We start from the raw sequence: 26,330 nt of genomic DNA, 5'->3' as shown, positions 1-26,330 counted from the left end.
CGTTGGCGAACTTTTGAAAGCCGGCGAGTATAACGTAAACAGCCTGTCGCGGCAGCCCGTCTGGCGGGTGTGGAGGTGATTCACTTGACTCTGACCTGACGCGATCTCCTGTGGGAGCGAGCCTGCTCGCGAAGGCGACCTGCCAGCCGCCGGCAATGTCGACTGCACAACCGCTTTCGCGAGCAGGCTCGCTCCCACAGGGGGACTGCATTGTCAGGAAAGTTATTCAATCCCGACCTGATTGCGCCCATTGTTCTTGGCCAGATACAAGCCGCGATCCGCCGCCGAAATCAGCAGCCGGCAATCACTGCCCGCCTGGGGCACCATGGTCGCCAGACCGATGCTGATGGTCAGACTGGAGCCCTCGGTCGGCGTGTTGTGCGGAATTTTCAGCGCCGCCACGGTCTGGCGCAGTTTCTCGGCCAACAGCCGCGCGCCGCCGGGCGAGGTGTTCGGCAGGACCAGCACAAACTCCTCGCCGCCGTAGCGCGCCGGCAGGTCCGATGGCCGCGAGCTGGCCTCGCGGATCGCCGTGGCGACCTTGCGCAAGGCTTCGTCGCCTTCAACGTGGCCAAAACTGTCGTTGTACGACTTGAAGTAATCGACGTCGATCATCAGCAATGACAGCTGCGTCTGATCACGTAGCGAACGGCGCCACTCCAGTTCCAGGTACTCGTCGAAGTGCCGTCGGTTGGACAGCCCGGTCAGGCCATCGGAGTTCATCAGCCTTTGCAGCACCAGATTGGTGTCGAGCAATTGCTGCTGGCTGACCCGCAACGCTCGGTACGCGGCGTCGCGTTGCAGCAATGTCATGTAGGAACGTGAGTGATAACGAATGCGCGCGACCAGTTCGATGGTATCCGGCAGTTTCACCAGATAGTCGTTGGCGCCAGCGGAGAATGCCGCGCTCTTGATCAGCGGGTCTTCCTTGGTCGAGAGAACGATGATCGGGATGTCCTTGGTCGCCGGATGATTGCGGTATTCGCGCACCAGGCTCAGGCCATCGAGGCCGGGCATCACCAGGTCCTGGAGAATCACCGTCGGTTTGATCCGCACCGCCTGGGCGATGGCCTGCTGCGGGTCGGAGCAGAAGTGGAAGTCGATGTTTTCCTGATTCGACAGCCCACGGCGCACCGCTTCGCCGATCATCGCCTGATCATCCACCAACAACACCATGGCGGCGTTTTCGTCGGTTTTAATGTCGTCGATCTGTAAATCATTCATGAGCGGTCACCTGAGTACTGCGGGGGCCTGGATTGCCGATCAACCTGTTCATTTGGGGAAAATCTCCAGCAATCGTGGCGCTATCTTTTCCAGCGGGCGGATTTCCACCGCGGCATCGATTGCCGCGGCAGCCTTGGGCATGCCGTACACCGCACTGCTGTGCTGATCCTGCGCAACGGTCAAATAACCCTGCTGGCGCATGAGCTTAAGCCCTTGCGCGCCATCGCGCCCCATCCCGGTCAATAAAACCCCGACCGCGTCACCGTTCCAGTAACTGGCGACGCTCTCGAAAAACACGTCGATCGAGGGGCGATAGATCTCGTTGACCGGTTCGGCGGTGTAGGCCAGCGTGCCGTCTTTCAACAGGCGAATATGGTGATTGGTCCCGGCCAGCAGCACCGCACCACTTTGCGGCGGCTCGCCTTCACGGGCCAGACGCACATCGAGGCCGCTGGCGCTGGCCAGCCATTCGGCCATGCCGGCGGCGAACACCTGATCGACATGCTGCACCAGCACGATCGCGGCGGAAAAATCCTTCGGCAGGCCTTTGAGCAACACTTCCAGCGCCGCCGGCCCACCCGCAGACGAACCGATCGCCACCAGCCGCTGACGTGACGGCGAACTGCGCGGTGAACTCGGCGCCGGGCGCGAACGTGGCGCCTTGTCGCCGATCAGCCAGCCGATGTTGAGGATCTTGCGCAACAACGGCGCCGCCGCTTCCTGGGCATTGCCGGCGCCGATCGCCGGCGTGTCGACCACGTCCAGCGCGCCGTGGCCCATGGCCTCGAACACGCGGTGCACGTTCTGCTGGCGGTCGACGGTGACGATGACGATCGCGCATGGGGTCTCGGCCATGATCCGCCGCGTGGCTTCGACGCCGTCCATGATCGGCATGATCAAGTCCATCAAAATCAGGTCCGGCGTTTGTTCGGCGCAGCGTTGCACCGCCTCGGCGCCGTTGCTGGCGACCCAGATCACCTGATGCGCCGGCTCGAACGCCAGCGCTCGGCGCAGGGCCTCCACCGCCAGGGGCATGTCATTGACGATTGCGATCCTCATGCCCGCGCTCCCCCGATGAGCTCGACCACTGCATCGAGCAGGGCGTCGTCATGAAAACTGGCTTTGGCCAGATAATAGTCGGCGCCGGCGTCCAGTCCACGGCGGCGGTCTTCTTCGCGATCCTTGTACGACACGACCATCACCGGCAACGATTGCAAACGGTTGTCGCGGCGCAGCAGCGTGACCAGCTCGATGCCGTCCATGCGCGGCATGTCGATGTCGGTGATCAGCAGATCGAAGTTCTCCGAACGCAGCGCATTCCAGCCATCCATGCCGTCCACCGCCACCGCGACGTCATAGCCGCGATTGAGCAGCAGTTTGCGTTGCAGCTCGCGCACGGTCAGCGAATCGTCGACCACCAGCACCCGTTTGCGCGCCGCTTCGGCAGTTTGATTGCCGTGGCGGGCAATGCGCTCCAGGCGCCCGGTATTGAGCAGCTTGTCCACCGAACGCAGCATGTCTTCGACATCGACGATCAGCACCACCGAACCATCATCGAGCAAGGCCCCGGCGGAAATATCCTGAACCTTGCCCAGACGCTCGTCCAGCGGCAACACCACCAGCGTGCGCTCACCCACGAAGCGCTCGACAGCCACCCCATAAATCGCCTCGCGCTCGCGGATCACCACGACTTTCAGGGTAGCGCCATCGTTCTGACTGGCCGGGCGATTGAGCAACTGGCTGGCCGCAACCAGCCCGACATGCTGGCCTTCGTGCCAGAAATGCTGGCGTCCTTCGACCTGCACGATGTCTTCGGGGGCCAGATCGCACATGCGTTCGATGTGCGCCAAGGGGAATGCGTAAGCCTCTTCGCCGACTTCCACCACGAGGCTGCGCACCACCGAAAGCGTCAACGGCACCTCCAGATGGAAACGGCTGCCCTCGCCCGCCGTCTGCTCCAGCACCACGGCCCCGCGCAACTGGCGGACCATATGCTGAACAGCGTCGAGGCCGACGCCACGCCCGGACACCTCGGTGACCTTGTCGCGCAGGCTGAAGCCCGGCAGAAACAGGAACGTGAGCAGTTCCTCTTCGCTCAACTGCGCTGCGGTTTCGGCTGGGGATAACTGCCGTTCGACGATGCTGCGGCGGACTTTCTCCAGATCGACGCCACCGCCGTCATCGCTGAGTTCCAGCACCAGCAAACCCGCTTGGTGGGAGGCGCGCAGGCGAATCAGGCCCTCTTCCGGCTTGCCCTTGAGCAGGCGTTGTTCCGGGGATTCGATGCCGTGATCGACAGCGTTGCGCAGCAAGTGAGTCAGCGGCGCTTCGAGCTTTTCCAGCACGTCGCGATCGACCTGGGTTTTCTCGCCTTCGATCTCCAGGCGCACTTGTTTGCCAAGACTGCGTCCGAGATCGCGAACCATGCGCGCCTGCCCGCTGAGCACGTCGGCGAACGGGCGCATACGACAGGCCAGCGCGGTGTCATAGAGCACTTGTGCACGCTGGCTGGCCTGCCAGGCGAACTCGTCGAGTTCGGCGTTCTTCTCGCTGAGCAATTGCTGCGACTCGGCGAGCAAACGTCGCGCATCTTCCAGTGACTCGAGCGCTTCCAGGCTCAGTGCGTGGTCCTTCAGGTGCACATTGAGATTTTCCAGTGCGCGCAGGCCATTGTTCTGCATGCGCTTGAGGCGCTGCATGGTCGCCAGATGCGGCTTGAGACGCTGGGTTTCCACCAGCGATTTGCTCGACAGATCGAGCAGGCTGTTCAGGCGTTCGGCAGTGACGCGCAAAACGCGCTCGCCGCCTTCGGTGGTGCGTTTGTTTTTGCGCGGGGTCGGTTCGGCGGGCTCGTCGACAATCGGCGCCGACACTATCGGCACTGGCTCGATCTGCAACTCGGCCATCGGTGGCGTGGCAACCACAGCGGCTGGCGCCGAAAGATCGAGCAGACGCCCCATCAGCGTCACGTAGGCTTCAATGTCCGTGGGTTGCGGCGCATTGGCCGGCGTGGCGATGCGCATCAGCAGGTCGGTGCCCTGCAACAACGCGTCGATGTGTTCGGGACGCAGCAACAAACGCCCTTCCTGCGCGCTGACCAGGCAATCCTCCATGACGTGGGCGACGCTGACGCCGCTGTCGATGCCAACAATGCGCGCCGCACCTTTGAGCGAGTGCGCCGCACGCATGCACGACTCCAGCTGATCGGCCTGGGTCGGATTGCGCTCCAGCGCCAACAGCCCGGCGCTGAGCACTTGGGTCTGGGCTTCGGCTTCGAGACTGAACAGCTCGAGCAGAGAGGCGTCGCGCATTTGCTCGGGGGTCATGTCAGGCTCCGGGTCACGGCGGACAACAGCTGTTCTTCATCCAGCCAGCGCAGGCTGCGACCGCGATATTGCAGAACGCCACGGGTGTACTTGGCACTGTTCTGCGCACCGGACTGCGACGCGGCGTCGAGGATGCGCTCGTCGATGGCATGAATGCCGTCCACTTCATCCACCGGCACCACCACCGGCCCGCCGTGCGCGGCGATGATCAGCATGCGCGGCATGATTCGCCCGCCGCTGACCGGCGCAACGCTGGCGCCGAGGTCGAGCAGTTCCACCAGAGACAGGCACGCGACCAGTGCGCCACGGACATTGGCCACGCCGAGCAAGGCCCGCGAGCGCTGGTGCGGCAGCGAGTGAATCGCCTGCAACGGCGCGACTTCGACGAGGCTGCGCGTCGCCAGTCCGAGCCATTCCTCGCCGAGGCGGAACATCAGCAGCGAGCGGGTCTTGACGTCGGTTTCGACCTTGCTGACCACCGCTTCGCGCTGGTCCTGCTGCAACGAATAACGGTCGAGCAGGCATGTGGCGGCGGCGGAATACACCGAGCAGTTGCGGCAATGAATATGCTCTTCCAGCAACGGGCAGGACTTGTCGCCATGAATGCCGATGCGGTTCCAGCAATCGTCGATGGCGCGGGCGTCTTCGTGGGTAACGTTCAAGGTGTCGGACGCGCTCATCGTTTACGCTCACTGTCGGCGGTGCGCCCGCTGCGGGCGGCGCGCTCCTGCAATCGTCGGGCACCCGCCGTATCGCCCTGAGCCTGCAGCAATACGGCCAGGTGCATCAGCGCTTCGGGGTGTTGCGGTTCGAGGTACAACGCTTTGCGGTAATACCCCTGGGCTTCGAGGCTCAGCCCGGCGACATCGCTGAGCAGGCCCAGCCAATAGAACACCTGCGCCACGGGTTCATGGCTGCGCAGATAGTGTTCGCACGCGGCGCGGGCCTCGGCGCTTTTGCCTTCGTTGGCCAGTGCAGCAATCTGCGCCAGCAGTGTTGCGGCGTCCGGGTCGGCAGTTTTTTTCGTCACCGGCAAAGCCGTCACGGCAGCGAACGGCCGATTGCGCACTGGCGCTGGCGGCGGCGCGCTGCGCAGTGGTTGGCTGACCGGCACGGCGACCGGTTTGGGCATCGGCAGCGGTTCGGGGTGCGGCTCGCTATGGCGGCTGAAAGCGAAGGATTGCGGGATGCCGATCGAACGCATGCCCAAACGCCCGAGCAGACTGCCCTCCGCCGGGCCGATAAACAGCACGCCGTCGACGTGGGTCAGGCGCTTGAGCACTTCGAACACCTGCTTTTGCGTCGGCTGGTCGAAATAGATCAGCAGGTTGCGGCAGAACACGAAATCGAAGGCTGGCTCGCTCGCCAACAGCGTCGGATCGAGGACATTGCCGACCTGCCAGCGCACTTGTTCGCGAACGTATTCGTTGACCCGGTGGCCGTCCTGCTCGGCAAAAAAATGTCGCTCGCGGTATTCCAGATCCTGACCGCGAAAGGAGTTCTTGCCATACACCGCACGCCGCGCCTTTTCCACCGAGAGCGGGCTGATGTCCATGCCGTCGACCTTGAATTGATGCGGTTTGAGCCCGGCATCGAGCAAGGCCATAGCGATCGAATAGGGTTCTTCACCGGTCGAGCACGGCAGGCTGAGGATGCGCAATGCGCGCATGTTGTTCAGCTCGGCGAGACGCTGACGGGCCAGTTTGCCCAAGGTGGCGAAGGATTCCGGGTAACGGAAAAACCACGTTTCCGGAACGATCACCGCTTCGATCAGCGCCTGCTGCTCGTCCCGCGAGCCTTGCAACAGCTGCCAGTATTCGTCGGCGTGGGCAGCCTGGGACAGGGTCGTGCGCTGGCGTACGGCACGCTCGATGATCGCCGCGCCCACCGAAGCGACATCGAGGCCGATGCGTTCCTTGAGGAAATCGAAAAAGCGCTGCTCACTGCTCATGGCTGCGCCTCAAGCTGCGCCGGATCACGCGGCGGATCGGGGAACAGCAAACCGCGCACGGCATCATCGAGCAAGTCATCGACCCGCACCCATTGCAGCAATCCCTGCGCATCTTCGCGCACCGGGCCGAGGTACGGCGCCTCGCGGTTGTCGAGGCCGTAGGGCTGGAAATCTTGCGGATGACAGCGCAGCGTGTCGGTGGCCTGCTCGAGAATCAGCCCGAGCCATTGTGCTGATTGCGATTGATCCGGCTGATAATTGACCAGCACCAGCCGCGTGCTGGTGCGCGCCTCGGCGGGCTGGCCAAAAGTCAGCGCACTGAGGTCGATCACCGGCACCACCGCCCCGCGATAGGCGAACACCCCAGCCACCCAGTGCGGCGCCCGGGCAATCGGCTTCAACGGCAGGCGCGGCAGCACTTCGGCCACTTCCGTGGCGCGCAGGGCATAGCGCTCGTTGCCGATGCGAAACAGCAGAAACAGCGCCTGCTTCGCCACTGGCGCGGCGCCACGTTTGGCGATGATTTCGCTCATCAGACTTTGAATCGCGAAACGCCGCTGCGCAGGCCGACGGCCACCTGGCTCAGTTCGTCGATAGCGAAACTGGCCTGACGCAGCGACTCGACGGTCTGGCTGCTGGCATCGCCCAACTGCACCAGCGCATGGTTGATCTGCTCGGCGCCAGTGGCCTGGGCCTGCATCCCTTCGTTGACCATCAGCACGCGCGGCGCCAGCGCCTGCACCTGATGGATGATCTGCGACAGCTGCTCGCCGACCTGCTGCACTTCCGACATGCCGCGGCGCACTTCTTCGGAAAACTTGTCCATGCCCATCACCCCGGCCGACACCGCCGACTGGATCTCGCGAACCATCTGTTCGATGTCGTACGTGGCCACGGCGGTCTGATCGGCCAAACGCCGGACTTCGGTGGCGACTACGGCAAAACCGCGACCGTACTCGCCGGCCTTCTCGGCTTCGATCGCCGCGTTGAGCGACAGCAGGTTGGTCTGGTCAGCCACTTTGACGATGGTCACCACCACCTGATTGATGTTGCCGGCCTTCTCGTTGAGGATCGCCAGTTTGGCGTTGACCAGATCCGCTGCGCCCATGACCGAGTGCATGGTGTCTTCCATGCGCGCCAGGCCTTGCTGGCCGGAGCCGGCGAGCACCGAGGCCTGATCGGCAGCGGTGGACACTTCAGTCATGGTGCGCACCAGATCCCGCGAAGTCGCGGCGATCTCACGGGAGGTTGCGCCGATTTCGGTGGTGGTCGCTGCGGTTTCGGTGGCGGTGGCCTGTTGCTGCTTGGAAGTGGCGGCGATCTCGGTGACCGAGGTGGTCACCTGCACCGAGGAGCGCTGGGCCTGGGATACCAGCGACGTCAGCTCGGTCATCATGTCGTTGAAGCCGGTTTCGACCGCGCCGAACTCGTCCTTGCGATCAAGGTTCAGGCGCGAACTCAGATCGCCGGTGCGCATGATGTCGAGGATGGTCACGATGCGGTTCATCGGCGCCATGATCGCGCGCATCAGCAGCAGACCGCAGAGGCCGGCGGCCAGCACCGCAACCAGCAGGGAAATGACCATGCTGACTTTGGCCGTTGCCACCGCGTCGTCGATATTGGCCATGGCGGTATCAGCGACGACTTTGTTCTCGCCAATGATGTCGTTGAGCTTCATCCGCCCGGTGTACCACGCCGGGGTCAGTTTCTCGTTGAACAGCTTGATGGCATCGGCTTCCAGATTGCGCTTGTGCAGGTCCAGCACGGCATCCTGAATCTGCATGTAGGTATCGTGGTACTTCTCGAACAGGGCGAATTCGGAACGGTCTTCATCGGTGGCCATGGTCTTGCGATAGTTGGCCATCTGCTCTTGCAGACGCGCCTCGAATGCCTTGTAGTCGGCAGCGTCTTCGCTGGAAACGCCCTGGCCTTCCTTGAGGCCGAGCAGCTCTTGCGTCTGCAAATAACTGTCGACCCATGCACCACGAATCATCGAGCTGTAATAGACGCCGGGGATGGCATCGTCGCGCACGCTGTTTTCACTGGCCTCGATTTTCAACAACCGCGAGTAGGACAGCACCACCATCAACAGCATGATGGCGATAATCACCGCAAAGCTCGCCAAAATGCGTTGGCGCAACGTCCAATTCTTCACAGTGAATCCTCGTGCCTGATCGAAATGCGGGGAGTATAGCCGAGGGCGGTGTTTCATTTATAAGACGCTTTCGCTGGCAGTACTGTCCTTGAGGAAGCGAGCCTGCTCGCGAAGGCTACATCGCGGTCCCGGCAAATCCCCAACTGCGCAAGAAGTTGCGCAGTTGCCCGTAATATTTCAGGGCCTGAATCCCCTGCAGCCCAAGCGGCGCAAGCCCTGCAGCCAAGTGCGCAAGAAGTTGCGCAGTACTGCGCAACTTCTTGCGCACTTTCTCCCGACTTTCCCGCTGAAAATCGCCCCGAATGATCACCGACTACCGTGCCGCCCCCGCCATCCGGGCACCGCGCAAAACCTGGCACGCTCCTTGATAACTCTCAGCCACCCACCGGGCGATTTCGCCTCCGGGCACCCTAACTTTATCCGCAAGGAGAGCACCCCATGGCAACACCAGCGTACATGTCGGTTACCGGCGAAAAACAAGGCCTGATCACTGCCGGCGCTTTCACCGCCGACTCCGTTGGCAACACCTACCAGGAAGGCCACGAAGACCAGGTCATGGTTCAGGCTTTCACCCACGACGTGATCATCCCGCGTGACCCGCAATCCGGTCAGCCAACCGGTCAGCGCGTACACAAGCCAGTTGTGATCACCAAGGTCTACGACAAGGCTTCGCCACTGCTTCAAGCAGCTCTGACTTCCGGCGAGCGCATGAGCGAAATCGTTATCCAGTGGTACCGCACTTCGGCTCAAGGCACCCAAGAGCACTACTACACCACCAAACTGGAAGACGCGATCATCGTCGCCATCAACAACAAAATGCACAACTGCCAGGATCCAGGCAACGCGCACTTCACCCACCTGGAAGAAGTGCAGTTCACCTACCGCAAAATCACCTGGACCCACGAAGTATCCGGTACTTCGGGTTCCGATGACTGGCGTGCTCCAGTCGTTTAATTACGGCTGACCGTTACACGCATCGGCCAGCTCTGCTGGTCGATGTTGTTTACGCCCCTCCAGAATTTCGCGTACGTTGAGCCGCTTTTTTGCGGCCGTCGACGAGCGCCGCTGTACAGCACGAGGAACAAGGGATGTTCGCGCCGGCCAATGAAACCCACTTTGCCCTGACCATCGAAGGGCTTTCCGCCGACTTTCAGGTGTTTACCCTCACCGGCCGGGAAGCCATCAGCCAGCCTTTTGTCTTTGAGGTGGAGCTGGTCAGTGAGCAGCCGTCGCTGGACCTCGAAACCCTGCTGCACAAACCGGCCTTCCTGCAGCTGTCGCCTGACGGCAGCGGCATCCATGGCCAGATCTACCGCGCCGCGCAAGGTGACTCGGGCAAACGCCTGACCCGTTATTCGGTGACGCTGCGCCCACAACTGGCTTACCTCGCGCACCGCATCAACCAGCGCATCTTCCAGAACCTCAGCGTGCCGAAGATCATCGGTCAGGTGCTGGAAGAGCACGGCATTCAAGGCAACGCCTACGAATTCAAGACCGGCTCGATCTATCCCGAACGCATCTACTGCGTGCAATACGACGAGTCGGACCTGCACTTCATCCAGCGCCTGTGCGAAGAGGAAGGCATTCACTTCCACTTCCAGCACAGCGCCAACGCGCACAAGTTGGTGTTCGGCGACGACCAGACGGTGTTCCCGAAGCTCAAGCCGGTGCCCTATCAGCAAGACTCCGGCATGGTCGCCAGCAACCCGGTGATCAAGCGTTTCGACCTGCGCCTGGAAACCCGCACCAGCCGCACCACGCGCCGCGATTACGATTTCGAAAAACCGCGCCTGACCCTGGAAAGCGAAAACCGTGGCGACGCCCTGCCCGACCTCGAAGACTACGATTACCCGGGCCGCTTCATCGACCGCGAGCGCGGCAAACATTTGGCCAAACGCGCCCTCGAACGTCATCGCAGCGACTTCCAATTGGCCGAAGGCAAGAGTGATCAGCCACTGCTGGTCAGCGGCCACTTTCTCGCCCTGACCGAACACCCGAAAGCCAAGTGGAACGACCTGTGGCTGCTCACCGAAGTGCTGCATGAAGGCAAGCAGCCGCAGGTGCTCGAAGAGTCGGTGACCAGCGACACCACGGCGCTGAAAGACGATTTCCACCAGGGCTACCGCAACCGCTTCCAGGCTACGCCGTGGGACGTGCCCAACCGCCCGCCGCTACGCCATCCGAAACCACGCATCCTCGGCAGCCAGAGCGCCGTGGTCACTGGCCCGAAAGGTGAAGAAATCCACTGCGACGAGTACGGCCGCGTCAAAGTCCAGTTTCACTGGGACCGCGAAGGTCAGGCCGACGACAAGACCAGCTGCTGGCTGCGCGTCTCCAGCGCCTGGGCCGGCGCCCAGTACGGCGGCATCGCCATCCCGCGCATCGGCATGGAAGTGCTGGTGACCTTCCTTGAAGGCGACCCCGATCAACCGCTGATCAGCGGCTGCCTGTACCACAAGGAAAACACCGTCCCCTATCCACTGCCGGCGAACAAGACCCGCAGCACCTTCAAGACCCTGAGCTCCATGGGCGGTGGCGGCTACAACGAACTGCGCATCGAAGACAAAAAAGGTCAGGAGCAGATCTACCTGCACGCCCAGCGCGACTGGGACGAAAACATCGAGCACGACCAGAAAATCCGCGTCGGCAACGAACGACACGACACCGTCGAAAAGAACAGCTACACCGAGCTCAAAGCCGAAGAACACCACACCGTCTACGCCGACCGCAAAGTCGAAACCCGCGCCAACGACCACCTTACCGTCGGCGTGAACCAGCACATCAAGATCGGCACCGGTCAGTTCATCGACGCCGGCCAGGAAATCCACCTTAGCAGTGGCATGAAGGTAGTGATGGAGGCTGGTGCGGAGCTGACCTTGGTGGGTGGCGGCAGCTTCATCAAGATCGATGCTGGCGGCGTGACCATGAGCGGGCCAGTGATCAACATGAACTCCGGCGGCAGCCCCGGCGTTGGAACGGGCGCCGCGCCATTGATGCCCGGCGTGCTGAAACAGGCGGATGCCGACAAGGCTGGCCAAGTCCTGACCCCGGCGCAGATCAACACCCTAAAACGTAACGCGCCGTTCTGTGAAGAATGCGAAAAATGCAAGGCAGGTGCCTGTGCCATCTGAACGAATCACCCCCAAAGACTGGCTGGCGCAACAGCCGCTGCAAAGCGGCGAGCGCTTGTATCTGGTCGTCAGCGCGGCCAGCGATGCCGACGCCCTGAAAACCCTGTACCTCACCGAACCCACCGCCCAGCTCATCCCGATCTGGGGCGGCACGCCCTACTCCACCTGGCAACCGGTGATGCCCTACCTCACCGAACTCAAAGCCAACTCCGCCTTCCTGCCATGGATCGCCGAAACCGACGCCCTCGACTGGGGCTGGCTGGCCGTATCGCGCTCAGAGCCAAACGAAGTGTTCGAACATCTGCGCAGCCTGACGCAGGTGAAAATGCCGGATGGCACCGAGGTGTTTTTCCGGTTTTGGGATGGCCGGCATATTTATCCGATTCTGCGGGGGCTTGGGGAGAAGGCTGGAGAAGTGCTGCCGGTGTTTGAGCGGTATCTGATCAATGGGCAGGCGCTGGAAGTCGGCACTCGGGTGGTGCCGAAGGTCAAGGACTGGCCGTGGTGGGAGGTGCCGAAGGGGTTGTTGGAAGGGTTGAGCAAGGACAATCCGGCGACGCTGGTCAGCAACCTGATGCAATGGCTGGAAGAAGACCGCCCGGACCTCTACACCGCATGGCCCGAGAACAATCTGAAGCTGAAAATCACCCGCTTCGTGCGCCGCCCGGATGCGCCGCAAAATCTTAAAGAAGCATTGATAAACCACCTGATTCTGGAGCAAGGCTGATGGATCGCGTTGCCTTTGTTGACAACCAACTGAACACCTTCAAGGACAGTCTGAAGCTGTATCAAGAACAAACAAAAACTTGGTACGCACAGGCTCTCGACAAGGGTAGCCGTGCCGCGGACATGCCGTCCTTATTGGGCATGGAGCGTGTCATCAAGGCGGGCAACACCAGTAAAACGGTGAGCATGACCGACGGTAACTTCACCTCGAACGTGGCTCAATGTCCGCTCAAGGGTCCGTTGCTGATCGAGAGCAAATTCGAATCGGTTTACGACATTCCCGTCGGCGATATCGAAGTCGAAATCGTGGCCGTGGACGGTGGTGCTGTCAGCAAGGTCAAACTCGACGCCCAAGGCAAAGCCGCATGGACCGGCGGTGTGCCCGGCAAGTTCTACACGATTCGCGTCCATAACGAAGTGACCCCGGCCCAGATCGACGCCCTCTTCAGTTCTTACAGCGGCGTGACTGCGGACCTTGAAGGTTTCCTGCGCAAGGAATGGGCCGGCTTCAAACCGCAATGGTCGAATCTTTCGACCTCCGGCACAGCCATGGCCATCGGCAACGGCATTCTTGAAGGTGGCTGGGAGGCCATCAAGGGTGTGTGGGACGGCATCAGCCTTGTGCTCGATATCCTCCAGGATCCGAAGAAATTCGCCAAGGATCTCGGCGCTGGCGCAGACGAGCTGATCAGAGTCGCCAAGAGCTCGCCGGACATCATGAAAAAGGCCATGTTGCTGGCCAGCGACGAGGCGGCTTTGTTTTTGCTGGTGCGCAGTGCGGTGATCTGGCTCGCGGGCTTGCCGCCGATGAAGATGGCGGGCGACGTAGCGAAGATGACCACGGCCATTGTCGTAGGCATTGCGATCGACATCGTGATCGGCGTGGTATTGACCATCGCGGCCGAAGGTACCGGCATAATCTACCTTGCGGCCCGACTGAAGAAGTACGGAGAGCTTGTCATCAAGGCTGTGATCGGCTTCGTGAAGTCGGTGTTCAAGATCATCAACGGTTTTATGGAGTATGTCGCCAAGTACACCGCTGTGGCGGCCCGAGGGGTAACGGCAAAGGTCAGAAACGGGATTTCCGAGTTGCGTTTTGATGGCAAGAAAAACGCCAGACTTGCTGACGGTAAAGTCGCTGATGACGTATCGAACCAGGCGACGAATCCCGCCGAAAAGAGCGCAGAACCTGCTGCAAAGACTTGCACTAACGGGTGCCCTGTTTCGATGGTCACTGGCGAAGAGTTATTGACGTTAACTGACGGCCAACTCGACGGCCTGCTGCCATTCGAATGGACCCGTCTCTATCGCACCAGCGCTGTGGAAATCGACTGCGGTCTCGGCTATGGCTGGAGCCACGCGCTCGCCCACCGCATCGAGATCAATGGCGATGAAGTCATCTGGACCGATCAGGAAAACCGCTCCACCGTTTTCCCACTTCCGAGCGAGCAGCGTCCCGCCATCACCAACAGCCTATCGCACGCGGCCATTTTTCTAGGTGACGATCCATCCGAGCTGATTCTCGCGCAGGCTGGCAAGCGACCATCGTTCTATCACTTCCGCTTCGACAGCAAAGGCGCGACCCTGATCGCCATCAGCGATAGCTATGGCAACCGCTTGCACGTTACTCGCGACATCCATGGGCGCATCAAACGTCTCGACAACGGTGCCGGCCGCGCCCTGCTTCTGCGCTACGACCGCAAGCACATCATCGCCGTCGATTATCAGCAGTTTCTGCCCGCCGATAATCTGGAAGACGTCTGGAATACCGTGCAGACGTTGGTCACCTATAGCTACGACGCGCAACATCGCCTGATCGAGGCGAAAAACGCGGCGGGCGAAGCCGAGCGTTATCGCTACAACGAGCAACACGTCATTCTCGAGCGGCAATTGGCAGGCGGCGCAGCGTTCTATTGGGAATGGGAAAACGAAGGCAAACTGTCTCGCTGCACTCGTCACTGGGCCAACTTTTCGCAGATGGAAGCGCAGTACGTCTGGGATGACAAAGGCAGCGTCACCGTAACCAACGCCGATGGCAGCGAAGAGGTCTATACCCACGACGATCAGGCCCGATTGATCAGCAAGATCGATCCGGATGGTGCCGAGCATCTCAAGGCCTACAACGACAAAGGCCAATTGATCGCCGAAAAGGATCCGCTGGGCGCCGTTACCGAATATCGCTATGACGATAACGGATTGATGACCGCGGTCATCCCGCCGGAAGACGAAGCCACCACTTACGAGTACATCAATGGTTTCGTCAGCGACGTTCGTCGCGGCAAAGCCAGTTGGAAGTATCAACGCAACCGACAAGGTGATGTCACTGCGCAGATTGACCCGGACGGCAATGCCAGCCATTACAGCTATGACCCGCAGGGTCGTCTGTTGGAAATCCGTCACCCGGACGGCAGCCGTCATCAACTCGGTTGGAACAATCTCGGTCAACTGCTTGAAGAACGTCTTCCCGACGGCGGTCAGCGCAAGTACCGTTACGATGCACTAGGCAGGCAGATCACTCGCCAGGAAGAGTCCGGCGCGATCACTCATTACCAATGGGATGCTGCCAATCGCCTTGCCCAAGTTACGCTGCCCGGCGGCGCCACTCGCGCATTCAGCTACAACGCCTACGGCAATGTCACTGCTGAACGTGACGAACTTGGCCGTATCACCCGCTATGAATATGCCGACAATCTTCACCTCGTCAGCCGCCGAATCAATCCCGACGGCAGCCAACTGCGCTACCGCTACGACAACTCGCGTCTGTTGCTCACTGAAATTGAAAACGAGCGCGGCGAGCACTATCACCTTGATTACTACGCCAACGGCCTGATTCAACAGGAAACCGGCTTCGATGGTCGTCGGACTGGCTACGAGTACGACCTCAACGGCCAACTGCTGAAGAAAACCGAGTTCGGCGACGACGGCAGCGAACTGGTCACCGAATATCAGCGTGATGCCGCAGGCCGGTTGCTTGTAAAAACGCTGCCCGACGGCGAAGAGATTCACTACAGCTACGACGCGCTTGGCCGCCTCGTTAACGTTGACGACGGCCACTGGCCGCTCGCCTACAAATACGACCTGCAAGACCGACTCATCGAGGAGCACCAAGGCTGGGGCACTCTGCGCTACGAATACGATAGCGTCGGCCAGCTCAAGCACTGCCGCTTGCCCGATGGCAGCAAACTCGATTACCGCCACCAGCCTGGCGGGCAACTCACCAGCATCGACCTCAACGGTTCTCGCCTGACCTCTCATCAGTTCAACGCTGGTCGAGAGCAACAGCGCCAACAAGGTCTGCTGCTTAGCCAATACCAATACGATGAACAGGGACGTCTGCAAGCGCACAGCGTTAGCCAACGGGACAAGCACCTGTTCCAGCGTCGCTACAACTACGACGCCAACGGCAACCTCGCCGGAATCGACGACAGCCGCAAAGGCAACCGCAGCTATCACTACGACCCGCTGGATCGCCTGATCAGCGTGCGCGGCGCCATGCCAGAGAGCTTCGCCCACGACCCGGCGGGCAACCTGCTCGGACAAAATGACCTGCCCGTTGCGAATCTCGCCAACGTTAAAGGCAATCGCCTGCTCATGCAAGGCGACCGCCACTACGATTACGACGCCTATGGCAACCTAGTCCGCGAGAGTCGAGGAACAGGCCAAAAACTTGTCACCGAATACCGCTACGACTGCCAGCACCGCCTGATCGGCGTCAGCCTGCCGGGTGGCAGCACTGCAACCTACAAATACGACGCCTTTGGCCGCCGCATTGAAAAGTCAGTCGACGGTCACACCACCGAGTTTCTGTGGCAAGGCGAACGCCTCATCGCTGAAAGCGCCGAGAACCGCTACCGCAGTTACATCTACGAACCGGGCACCTTCCGCCCGTTGGCAATGCTCGACGGCGAAGGCCCGCTAAAAGCGGCCCCGTTCTATTACCAACTCGACCACCTCGGCACCCCTCAAGAACTGACCGACTACAGCGGCGAAATCATGTGGTCGGCGAAGTACCGCGCCTACGGCAATCTCGCAGCGCTGGATATCAGCGAAATCGATAACCCGCTGCGTTTTCAGGGTCAGTACTTCGACGTCGAGACAGGGTTACATTACAACCGCCACCGCTACTACAATCCGGGAACTGGACGGTTCTTGACGCCTGATCCGATCAAGCTTGCGGGTGGTTTGAATAGCTACCAATACGTGCCTAACCCTACGGGGTGGGTGGATCCTCTAGGATTGAATACATGTCCCGGAGCCGGAGATAAAGATTCATCAGGTAACCGAACTGACCAAGAAGAAAAAAAATCGAAAGTTGATGACGGCAGCCCCGAAGCGCCATATACCGGACCGATCCCCAAGGCAATGCAGAACAAAATACTGTATGGCACACGGAGCCCCGGCCATAACAAACCAGTAGGCGGTCATTCGGCGCAGGTTATGAACTCTCCAAAATATCAGTACGATATTGTCAGCACTAACAAGGACGGAACTACCAGCGTTAAAAATTTTAAAATGATTTTAGAGCGAAAGGATGGAACCATCGGCTGGTCTGCAGCAAAGTCTCCAAATAGACATACATTTGCGCCGAAATCTTGGAGTGACGCGAAAATCTTGAGAGTTACTGATGAGGTAGCAGCAGAGCCAGGCAGAGTGTTACGGAACGATCCAGGCGCGGTAGTGACCGAACACACCAAAATCGTGGACGGAGTTCAATGGCAGGTTATTAAAGAAAACGATGTCATCACTTCTTCATACCCTACGGGAGCAACACCATGACGACTGGCAATGAAGAAAATCTATATAAAAAGCTCTGCTCATGGATAGGTGAATCTGAAGATTCACCATGGACTGAATACAGCACCGAGCTAGTTGCTAAAACGGTACTCATAGACTTCAGTGATAAGGACTGGGAAGTCCTAAAAAAAGCAATACTCAAAATGCCGGAATTTTGGCAACAAAGATGCGCCGTTTCACTTGGAGAAAATCGTACCACCAAAGCCATAGAAATTTTAAAGACTCTACTTTCAAAATCGGGATATAAAGACGTTAAAATTATTTCTATTTACGAGCTCGACTGGGCCGAAGTACCGATTGAAAAAAAGTACTCTCACCATGTAAAGCAGATAATAGATACCACACCAAAAAGTGAAATAGAACCAGAAATATATAGTTTACTTGCGAAAGCAGAATCATCAGAAATATAATAGCTAAGCCCACCAAATCTTGTATAAGCGAACTTTTAAAATATTACCGACAAACGCCCAACGCCACTTACCAAAAAGGCGCCAATAAAGAACCAACAATTAATTAAGACAGCCTATAATCAATCGGCAATCAAAAAAGCAAAATGAATATCTACATTGACATTACAGATATTTTGGTGCAATCGATTACGACAATGCAGGCGGAATTATATCCTACATGAATATCCCTCCCACTGAAAACATAAAGGAAAAATTCCAAGTAGAAATCTTCAATTTTGTTCTCAACCTATTAGATTAGCCAATAACGTCTTCAATAGAAAGCCAAGACTTAAACTTTCTAGAAAACATGGACGAGGATGGCTTCCTAATAATCAAAAAAGCAGCCGTTACATTTGAAAAAATAAAAGGTCACGAAAAACTGGCAAGAGTCTTAGATCAAGGGAAAGACTACTTATTACATGAAATTTACCGACCCAAACTGGAAAATAAAGACAAGATCTATGACATTGGAGGTAGATCATTCACATCACCTCAACTCCTAATCAATCTTGCGATTATTTCACCCCAAAAGATAACTCTTGACTTCTCCGCTTCCGATCATGTCTACATAGCAACATACCATAAACTTCGAAACGTGGCAGAAACTCTAAATTTACAGGCGAAACGCACGCAACCGCCAATTGAAGGAATATTCGAAGTGAATTACAGCAACATGCATACCATAAGCGTCTTTGATGCCGGCTATCGATTTTTCAAAACATAGGAAGTGTCGACACAAGATTTTCGATGCTTGCCCTTTCTCAGTGCAGCTTTTTTACAAATGAAATGCCGCGAGTCACCTGGCACATCTAATCTGCTCAGCGTACCACGCGCGCGTATACCAACAACTGACGATCGCGTAACTCCCGAATAGAGCGAACTCGGCAGTACTACCCGCTACGAATGCACCGACAACCTGGACGTGAACAGCAAAAATCACGACGAGCACAACTACTGGCCTGGAACAAATAATAGACATCGGATGGCATCTATTATTTAGCAAAAATGGCACTTTTAGAATTTCATTAATTGCAAATCAAGCTTGGAGAATTTCCAATATTCACCGACACCGCCAAAACTTGGAGCGGCCTTGAAAAAACTTTAGACCACACACTACATAAAGTTAAACAAATCTGATGCAGCCTTTACAAATCTGAAGTATACGGGGAAAGCAGTGGACCTGACATTGGCTAATACATAGGATGTGGCGGCGCCACTCTCTCAGCAAAAAAATGTTTAAGCAACACCCTAAGCTAAAGCAGTCTGCGTTCGATGCCGATGCCGATGCCGATGCCGATGCCGATGCCGATGCCGATGCCGATGCCGATGCGATTGTTTTGGGAAAGGCCTCAGACTTGTAGTGCAAGGGGAGTTTTCTTTCGGGTAAAAAAATCTCGACAACCAAACCTATAACAGCGAAAGCAAAACCATGATATTTAAGTGCTCGGGCAACGCAGTCAATCCAAATACCGTATCTTATAGAAGCTTGGGATTCGGAGAGGCGGTTACGATCAAGACTCAGCCCTACATACTGCAAATCAAACCCGGCGACTTTCCAAGAAAGTTTGAAATTATTGCAGATACGTTTATTTCGGAATGCAGGATTGACGATACCGTGCAAGGCTATGCGGACATCCCCGAGCTTGCGACAGTTGATTACCCGACTTTCAATGAACTTCTGAACACCCATCCAAACCTAGCAGCAAGTTTGATCGAAGATCATCTTTACTTCGAACTCTTCTATCATCTTTTTCAAAACCCAACCAACCCACAATTGGTTATCAACAACATCAACAGCGTATATACAGAGAAAGATTCAATAATAATCACGGGAGACACATACCCATTCAAATACTTCTAGCAGAAGGAAACTTGCTCGACGGCAGGCCCGCCGACTCAGACCTCAATGGTCGACTGTTAAATAACACTGATCTGGCGACGACGTCAGTGCGCTAATCACCGATTGCTAGTGATCTATTTGCCAGCTCTATTACCCGGTCAGTGCCAAAAGTATGTACAGAGCCAGCGGCATGCGCAGTGTCCGCTATCGGGACAAAGATCGATTCAACGCCGTTACGGAAACTACTGAAACGCAGGAAGTCTAGCTAACGTAAAAGGGCAACCGCCTGCTGATGCCGGGCGATCGCCACTACGATTACACGCTATCCGCCCCCACCAACCGCACCTGCCTCTCCAACTCCACCTTCAACCCCGGCTCCAGCTTCAACTGCCGTGCCAGTTCATCCAGATAACTCTTCTCCATAAAATTCTCCTCATCCACCAGCATCACACTGGCGATGTACATCTCTGCCGCCATTTCCGGCGTGCTCGCGGCGCGGGCGACGTCGGTGGGGTCGAGGGGTTTGTTGAGTTCGGCGTGGAGCCAGTGTTGCAGTTCCTGGTCGTTGTCGAGTTTGGTGAATTCGCCTTCGATCAGTTCGCGCTCGCGCTCGTCGATGTGGCCGTCGGCCTTGGCGGCGGCGACCAGGGCTTTGAGGATGGCCTGGCTGTGTTCTTCGACTTGCGCGGGTGGCAGGCGGTCGAGGGTTTGTGGTTCGCGTTGGGGTGCGCTGCCTTTTTGGGCGTTGTAGTTGCCGTAGGCCTTGTAAGCCAGTACGCCCAGCGCGGCGAGGCCGCCGTAGATGGCGACTTTGCCGCCGACCTTGCGGACTTTTTTGTTGCCGAGCAGCAGGCCCATCGCGCCCGCGGCCAATGCGCCGCCGCCCGCGCCGGACAGCAGGCCGCCGAGGCCGCTGGAGCCAGACGAGCCACCGAGCAAACCGCCCAGTCCGCTGGCAGCCGACTTGTTGGAAGCGCCACCAGTCTTGTTCTGCAGCATTTCCTGCCCGGACTTGAGCAGTTGATCGAGCAATCCACGGGTGTTCATGTTCCGTCTCCAAACAAGGGTTATCCGGATCTAAGGCCCTCAGCCTAGTTCGAAAGTGCCGGGACCCGCCCCGCGAGTGTGCTTCGAGATGTTGCTCGCCACTCAGAAGGGCCCGTTCCGAGCGTTACCCAATGAAAAGGGGCAGGCCTTTCGACCTGCCCCCTTTTCCCCTCCTCCTTAAAACCGCGAAACACTCCGCATCGCATCCACCAGATAGCGCATGGCGATCCGGTCGCTTTCCGATAGTTCTCGATAACGCTCCACAAGTTTCAATTCTTCGGAATTGAGGCGGCGTCTTCTGCGCCCGCCGCCCAAGCAAGGGAAGATGCCCAACATTTCGGTGATGCTCTGTATTTTTGCCATGGACGATGTCCTTCTCTATTGAGTCAAGAAACTGCTGAACCTCACATCGCCCTGCCTCTTCGAGCAGCGTCGTGTGCCCCGCCGGCACGAAGGCTTGTATCCGGTCTTGCCCATAGAATAGGAATTAAATCGGCGTTGAAAAGCGGTTTTTAGAGTAATTAATCGAAAAAAGCAGATATGCCCTCTAAATCAGAGAGCCCTGTCAGAAAAATTACAGACATGTCTTGTTTCATTGCCAGGTGACGCAACGCAAACAAGCCTTTTTGCCCGACAATCGAACCGATTAAGCTAGCGGGCATCTGTTTATAGTCCGTTGCGTTTGGCCGAAGGCATGACCGAACCGTAATTTCCGATCCGACAGGTGCCAGGAACGGCGCTGGATTGCACACGACAGGTTGTATTTATGCACCGCAGGAATTTGCTCAAAGCGTCCATGGCCATTGCGGCCTATACCGGTCTTTCCGCGTCGGGCCTGTTGGCCGCCCGCGCTTGGGCAGCCAATGGCGGCGCCGCCGATGGCGAGGCCCAGGCCTTCGATTTTGAAGCATTGAAGCGTCAGGCCAAGCAGCTCGCCGGCAGTGCCTATCAGGATACGAAACAGGTGTTGCCGCCAACCCTGGCGACCATGACTCCGCAGAACTTCAACGCGATCCGCTACGACGGCGAGCATTCCTTGTGGAAGGAAAACAAAGGTCAGCTGGACGTGCAGTTCTTCCACGTCGGCATGGGTTTCCGTCAGCCGGTGCGCATGTACAGCGTTGATCCGAAGACGCGCATGGCGCGCGAGGTGCATTTCCGTCCGGCGCTGTTCAATTACGAGAACACTTCGGTCGACACCCAGCAGCTCAAAGGCGACCTGGGTTTTGCCGGCTTCAAACTGTTCAAGGCGCCGGAGCTGGATCGGCATGACGTGGTGTCGTTTCTGGGCGCCAGCTATTTCCGTGCGGTCGATGCCACTGGCCAATATGGCCTCTCCGCACGCGGCCTGGCCATCGACACGTACGCAAAGAAGCGCGAAGAGTTTCCCGACTTCACCAAGTTCTGGTTCGAGACGCCTGACAAGAACGCCACGCGTTTTGTGGTCTACGCCCTGCTCGACTCGCCGAGCGCGACCGGCGCCTATCGCTTTGACATCGATTGCCAGGCCGAGCGCGTGGTCATGGAAATCGACGCGCACATCAACGCCCGCACCACCATCGAACAGTTGGGCGTGGCGCCGATGACCAGCATGTTCAGCTGCGGCACCCACGAACGGCGCATGTGCGACACCATTCATCCGCAGATCCACGACTCCGATCGCCTGGCAATGTGGCGCGGCAATGGCGAGTGGATCTGCCGGCCGTTGAACAACCCGGCGACGCTGCAATTCAATGCATTTGCCGACAAGGACCCGAAGGGTTTCGGCCTGGTGCAGACCGACCACGAATTCGCCAACTATCAGGACACTGTCGACTGGTACAGCAAGCGCCCGAGCCTGTGGGTAGAACCTACAACCGCCTGGGGCGAAGGCTCTATCGATCTGCTGGAAATTCCTACGACCGGCGAGACGCTGGATAACATCGTCGCCTTCTGGACGCCGAAGAAACCCGTGGCTGCCGGTGATTCGCTGAACTACGGGTACAAGCTGTACTGGAGCGCGCTGCCACCGGTCGGCACGCCACTGGCGCGGGTGCACGCGACGCGTTCGGGCATGGGCGGCTTCACCGAGGGCTGGGCGCCGGGTGAGCACTACCCGCCGGTCTGGGCGCGGCGCTTTGCCGTGGACTTCACCGGTGGCGGCCTCGAGCGCCTGCCACAGGGCACCGGAATCGAGCCGGTGATTACCTGTTCCAACGGCAAGGTGCAGGACTTCAGCGTGCTGGTGCTGGATGACATCAAGGGCTACCGGATTCTGTTCGATTGGTATCCGACCAATGACAGTGTCGAGCCAGTGGAACTGCGCCTGTTCATTCGCACCAATGACCGCACGTTGAGCGAGACCTGGCTGTACCAGTATTTCCCGCCGACCCCGGACAAGCGTAAATACCCTTGAGGTTCTAAGGCGGCTGTTCTGGCGTCATTCGCGAGCAGGCTCGCTCCCACAGGGGTCCGCATTCCTATTGTGGGAGCGAGCCTGCTCGCGAAGAGGCCCGCCTGACAACGCAAAATTGTGCCGAATAGAAAAGCCCCGACCCTCACCGGCTCGGGGCTTTTGCTTTCCAGCCTTCAATCAATCGCGCAAATCCGATTCATGAATCGGCTGATCCCGATGGGTCGCGCGCTGATACTGCGCCGGCCACACTGCTTTGCGCCCGCCCAGATCATCGTCGGCATGCAGCGGCCAGTACGGATCGCGCAGCAGTTCGCGCGCGAGGAAAATGATATCGGCCTGACAGGTACGCAGAATGTGCTCGGCCTGGGCCGGCTCGGTAATCATTCCGACAGTACCGGTGGCGATGCCTGACTCTTTGCGCACACGCTCGGCGAAGCGCGTCTGATATCCGGGTCCAACCGGGATTTCCGCGTTTGCAGCAGTCCCTCCTGAAGACACGTCAATGAGATCGGCGCCCAGCGTATGAAGGCGGCGCGCAAGCTCCACGGTCTCATCCGGATTCCAGCCATCTTCGACCCAATCGGTCGCCGAGACGCGGACAAACACCGGTAATTCCTCCGGCCATACCGCCCTCACCGCTTCAGTGACTTGCAGCACCAGACGGATACGATTCTCGAACGAACCACCGTACTGATCGCGGCGTTGATTGCTCAGCGGCGAGAGAAACTGATGCAGCAGATAGCCATGCGCAGCATGCACCTCGACCACGCTGAAACCCGCCGTCAGCGCGCGTTTGGCCGCGTCGACAAAGGCCTGGATCACTTCGGCGATCTGCCCCTCATCCAGTTGCTTCGGTTGTGTGTGCTGGGGATCGAAGGCAATCGGCGATGGCCCGACCGGGGTCCAGCCGCCGTCCTCGGGCTTGACACTGCCATGCTTGCCGATCCACGGCCGGTGGGTGCTGGCCTTACGCCCGGCGTGGGCCAGTTGAATACCGGCGACCGCGCCCTGGGCGGTGATGAAGCGAGTGATGCGTTGCAGCGGTTCGATCTGTTCGTCGTTCCACAGGCCAAGGTCTTCGGCGGTGATGCGTCCGTCGGCGGTAACCGCCGTGGCTTCGGTAAAAACCAGACCGGCACCGCCCACCGCGCGGCTACCCAGGTGCACCAGGTGCCAGTCGTTGGCCAGGCCGTCGACGCTGGAGTACTGGCACATCGGCGACACGGCGATGCGGTTGGGCAGGGTCAGTTGGCGAAGAGTAAAGGGTTCAAGCAGCAGACTCATGGGGCACCTCTCGAATCAGTGGGCAGGCTCCAGGGTTCTGTTTGAAAAGTCGACGAGTGACAGAAAAAGGGTGCAGCACCCGCCCCCGCGGGCAAAAAAACGACAAGACGTCACAAGGCCAATCAAGCAGTGCTTAGAGCCTAGTCGACAACCGGGGATCTTGGGGGGTTCCAGAAAAGATCGCAGCCTTCGGCAGCTCCAACAGAGGAATGCGATCCCCTGTAGGAGCTGCCGAAGGCTGCGATCTTTTGATCTTCAGCGCGGTTCGATATGAGCAATCATCAACTGCACAGTCTCGTTGCCACGAAACTCGTTAACGTCGAGCTTGTAAGCCAGTTCAACCCATTGAATCGTCGGGTTCGGCCACACATCGCGATCAATGCCAAACGCGATGCCATCGAGCTTCACCGAACCGCATTCGCTTTTCAGCACCACTTTCAAATGCCGTTCGCCGACCACGCGCTGCTCGACCAGTTGAAACACACCGTGAAACAGCGGCTCGGGAAAATGCTGCCCCCACGGCCCGGCGTGGCGCAAGGCGCGAGCCAGTTCGAGATGAAACTCTTCAACGGCCAGCGTGCCATCTGAAAGCATCCGCCCGGTGAGGTCTTCTTCGCGAAGTTGCCTACGCACTTCAGCGTCGAAAGCCTCGGCGAACAGCGGAAAATTCTCCTGCGGCAAGGTCAGACCAGCGGCCATCGCGTGGCCACCATATTTGGCGATCAGGTTCGGATGCTGCGCCGCGACCACACTCAGCGCATCGCGAATATGGAAGCCCTGCACCGAGCGACCGGAGCCCTTGAGCAGACCGTCACCGGCATCGGCGAAGGCAATGGTCGGGCGGAAATAGCGCTCTTTCATCCGCGAGGCGAGGATGCCGATCACGCCCTGATGCCACTCCGGATCGAACAGGCACAGACCAAACGGCATCGACTCGACCGGCAGATCCTTGAGCTGCGCCAGCGCTTCACGCTGCATGCCCTGCTCAATGGATTTGCGATCCTGGTTCATGCCGTCCAGTTGCGCAGCCATTTCCCGCGCCAGATTGGCGTCGGCCGTGAGCAGGCATTCGATGCCCAGGCTCATGTCGTCCAGACGTCCGGCGGCGTTCAGGCGCGGGCCGACGATGAAACCCAGGTCGGTGGAAGTGATCCGCGCAGCCTCTCGCTTGGCGACTTCGAGAATCGCCTTGATCCCCGGCCGCGCCCGGCCGGCACGAATCCGCTCCAGCCCTTGATGCACGAGAATGCGATTGTTGGCATCCAGCGGCACCACGTCGGCGACGCTGCCCAGCGCCACCAGATCGAGCAGTTCGCCGATGTTCGGTTGTGGCTTGCTCTCGTACCAGCCGAGGCTGCGCAGACGCGCGCGCAACGCCATGAGTACGTAAAAGATCACCCCGACGCCGGCCAGCGCTTTGCTCGGAAATTCGCAGCCCGGCTGATTCGGATTGACCAGCGCATCAGCCTGCGGCAGTTCATCGCCGGGCAAGTGGTGGTCGGTGATCAACACCTTCAGTCCGGCGCGCTTGGCCGCCGCGACGCCTTCGACACTGGAAATACCATTGTCGACGGTGATCAATAATTGCGGTTCACGGGTCAGCGCTACTTCAACGATTTCCGGCGTCAGGCCATAGCCGTATTCGAAGCGGTTCGGCACCAGGTAATCGACATGCGCCGCGCCCAACAGGCGCAGACCGAGGACACCGACAGTGCTGGCGGTGGCGCCGTCCGCGTCGAAGTCGCCGACGATCAGAATGCGCTGGCGTTGCTCCAATGCCGTCACCAGCAGGTCAACCGCCGCATCGATGCCTTTGAGCTGCTGGAACGGGATCAAGCGCGCCAGACTTTTGTCCAGCTCCGCCTCCGACTGCACGCCCCGCGCCGCGTACAGGCGGGTCAGCAGTGGCGGCAGATCACCGAGGAAAGGCAACGTGGCAGGCAATTCACGAGGTTCGATACGCATGGGGCGACGGAGGCTTCTCTTTGATTCGTGGGAAATATCAGCG

Annotated in this window: 19 protein-coding genes; 8 read left to right on the top strand and 11 right to left on the bottom strand. The window is 58.8% G+C overall.

What is annotated here, in order from left to right:
• Positions 1-222: 222 nt before the first annotated feature.
• From ASG55_RS01650 to ASG55_RS01620, 7 genes are read right to left on the bottom strand one after another with little or no spacing between them, the layout of a single operon-like run.
• Positions 223-1,224: a response regulator gene (locus tag ASG55_RS01650; RefSeq protein ID WP_056783156.1), complete on the bottom strand. Its 1,002-nt coding sequence runs from the start codon at positions 1,222-1,224 to the stop codon at positions 223-225.
• A gap of 48 nt (positions 1,225-1,272) precedes the next feature.
• On the bottom strand, positions 1,273-2,283 hold the full coding sequence (locus ASG55_RS01645; RefSeq protein WP_056783154.1) for a chemotaxis response regulator protein-glutamate methylesterase: 1,011 nt from the start codon (positions 2,281-2,283) through the stop codon (positions 1,273-1,275).
• A complete protein-coding gene (locus ASG55_RS01640) occupies positions 2,280-4,550 on the bottom strand; it encodes a hybrid sensor histidine kinase/response regulator (RefSeq protein ID WP_056783152.1) in 2,271 nt (756 codons plus the stop codon). The genes ASG55_RS01645 and ASG55_RS01640 overlap by 4 nt, the downstream gene beginning before the upstream one ends.
• Positions 4,547-5,230, bottom strand: coding sequence for a chemotaxis protein CheW (locus ASG55_RS01635; protein WP_056783150.1), 684 nt, complete (start codon positions 5,228-5,230; stop codon positions 4,547-4,549). Before ASG55_RS01635 ends, ASG55_RS01640 begins: the two co-directional genes overlap by 4 nt.
• On the bottom strand, positions 5,227-6,501 hold the full coding sequence (locus ASG55_RS01630; RefSeq protein WP_056783148.1) for a CheR family methyltransferase: 1,275 nt from the start codon (positions 6,499-6,501) through the stop codon (positions 5,227-5,229). The genes ASG55_RS01635 and ASG55_RS01630 overlap by 4 nt, the downstream gene beginning before the upstream one ends.
• Entirely contained in the window at positions 6,498-7,034 is a 537-nt protein-coding gene (locus ASG55_RS01625) for a chemotaxis protein CheW (protein ID WP_056783146.1), read from the bottom strand. The genes ASG55_RS01630 and ASG55_RS01625 overlap by 4 nt, the downstream gene beginning before the upstream one ends.
• On the bottom strand, positions 7,034-8,656 hold the full coding sequence (locus ASG55_RS01620; RefSeq protein ID WP_056783144.1) for a methyl-accepting chemotaxis protein: 1,623 nt from the start codon (positions 8,654-8,656) through the stop codon (positions 7,034-7,036). The genes ASG55_RS01625 and ASG55_RS01620 overlap by 1 nt, the downstream gene beginning before the upstream one ends.
• 438 nt (positions 8,657-9,094) lie before the next feature.
• Here ASG55_RS01620 and ASG55_RS01610 point away from each other — a divergent pair, with 438 nt between their 5' ends.
• The 7 genes from ASG55_RS01610 (at position 9,095) to ASG55_RS27390 (ending at position 19,117) form a co-directional block, all read left to right on the top strand.
• Positions 9,095-9,610, top strand: coding sequence for an Hcp family type VI secretion system effector (locus ASG55_RS01610; RefSeq protein ID WP_007949952.1), 516 nt, complete (start codon positions 9,095-9,097; stop codon positions 9,608-9,610).
• A gap of 134 nt (positions 9,611-9,744) precedes the next feature.
• Positions 9,745-11,787, top strand: coding sequence for a type VI secretion system Vgr family protein (gene tssI / locus ASG55_RS01605; protein ID WP_056783140.1), 2,043 nt, complete (start codon positions 9,745-9,747; stop codon positions 11,785-11,787).
• Entirely contained in the window at positions 11,777-12,514 is a 738-nt protein-coding gene (locus ASG55_RS01600; protein WP_056783139.1) for a DUF4123 domain-containing protein, read from the top strand. The genes tssI and ASG55_RS01600 overlap by 11 nt, the downstream gene beginning before the upstream one ends.
• A complete protein-coding gene (locus tag ASG55_RS27060; protein WP_082530250.1) occupies positions 12,514-17,289 on the top strand; it encodes an RHS repeat-associated core domain-containing protein in 4,776 nt (1,591 codons plus the stop codon). Before ASG55_RS01600 ends, ASG55_RS27060 begins: the two co-directional genes overlap by 1 nt.
• On the top strand, positions 17,286-17,717 hold the full coding sequence (locus tag ASG55_RS01590; RefSeq protein ID WP_056783137.1) for a hypothetical protein: 432 nt from the start codon (positions 17,286-17,288) through the stop codon (positions 17,715-17,717). The genes ASG55_RS27060 and ASG55_RS01590 overlap by 4 nt, the downstream gene beginning before the upstream one ends.
• A 346-nt stretch (positions 17,718-18,063) precedes the next feature.
• The gene (locus ASG55_RS01585; protein WP_177342703.1) at positions 18,064-18,480 is read left to right on the top strand and encodes a hypothetical protein; all 417 of its coding nucleotides are present in this window, start codon (positions 18,064-18,066) and stop codon (positions 18,478-18,480) included.
• A gap of 508 nt (positions 18,481-18,988) precedes the next feature.
• A complete protein-coding gene (locus ASG55_RS27390) occupies positions 18,989-19,117 on the top strand; it encodes a hypothetical protein (RefSeq protein ID WP_269084998.1) in 129 nt (42 codons plus the stop codon).
• 794 nt (positions 19,118-19,911) lie between these two features.
• On the opposite strand, the gene ASG55_RS01575 is transcribed toward ASG55_RS27390, so the two are convergent.
• Positions 19,912-20,643, bottom strand: a complete 732-nt coding sequence (locus ASG55_RS01575; protein ID WP_039759087.1) for a tellurite resistance TerB family protein — start codon at positions 20,641-20,643, stop codon at positions 19,912-19,914.
• Positions 20,644-20,820: 177 nt separating this feature from the next.
• Entirely contained in the window at positions 20,821-21,006 is a 186-nt protein-coding gene (locus ASG55_RS01570) for a hypothetical protein (RefSeq protein WP_041478186.1), read from the bottom strand.
• A 403-nt stretch (positions 21,007-21,409) separates the two neighbouring features.
• On the opposite strand from ASG55_RS01570, the gene ASG55_RS01565 reads away from it, so the two are divergent.
• Complete coding sequence (locus tag ASG55_RS01565) at positions 21,410-23,038, top strand: glucan biosynthesis protein D (RefSeq protein ID WP_056783133.1); 1,629 nt, start codon at positions 21,410-21,412, stop codon at positions 23,036-23,038.
• 177 nt (positions 23,039-23,215) lie between these two features.
• On the opposite strand, the gene ASG55_RS01560 is transcribed toward ASG55_RS01565, so the two are convergent.
• Positions 23,216-24,322, bottom strand: coding sequence for an NADH:flavin oxidoreductase/NADH oxidase (locus tag ASG55_RS01560; RefSeq protein WP_039759093.1), 1,107 nt, complete (start codon positions 24,320-24,322; stop codon positions 23,216-23,218).
• A gap of 255 nt (positions 24,323-24,577) precedes the next feature.
• Complete coding sequence (gene recJ, locus ASG55_RS01555) at positions 24,578-26,287, bottom strand: single-stranded-DNA-specific exonuclease RecJ (RefSeq protein ID WP_056783131.1); 1,710 nt, start codon at positions 26,285-26,287, stop codon at positions 24,578-24,580.
• Between the last annotated feature and the right edge of the window lie 43 nt (positions 26,288-26,330).

The sequence above is a fragment of the Pseudomonas sp. Leaf434 genome, from assembly GCF_001425545.1.
Taxonomy (GTDB): domain Bacteria; phylum Pseudomonadota; class Gammaproteobacteria; order Pseudomonadales; family Pseudomonadaceae; genus Aquipseudomonas; species Aquipseudomonas siliginis.
This window is presented reverse-complemented; position numbering and strand designations above follow the sequence as displayed.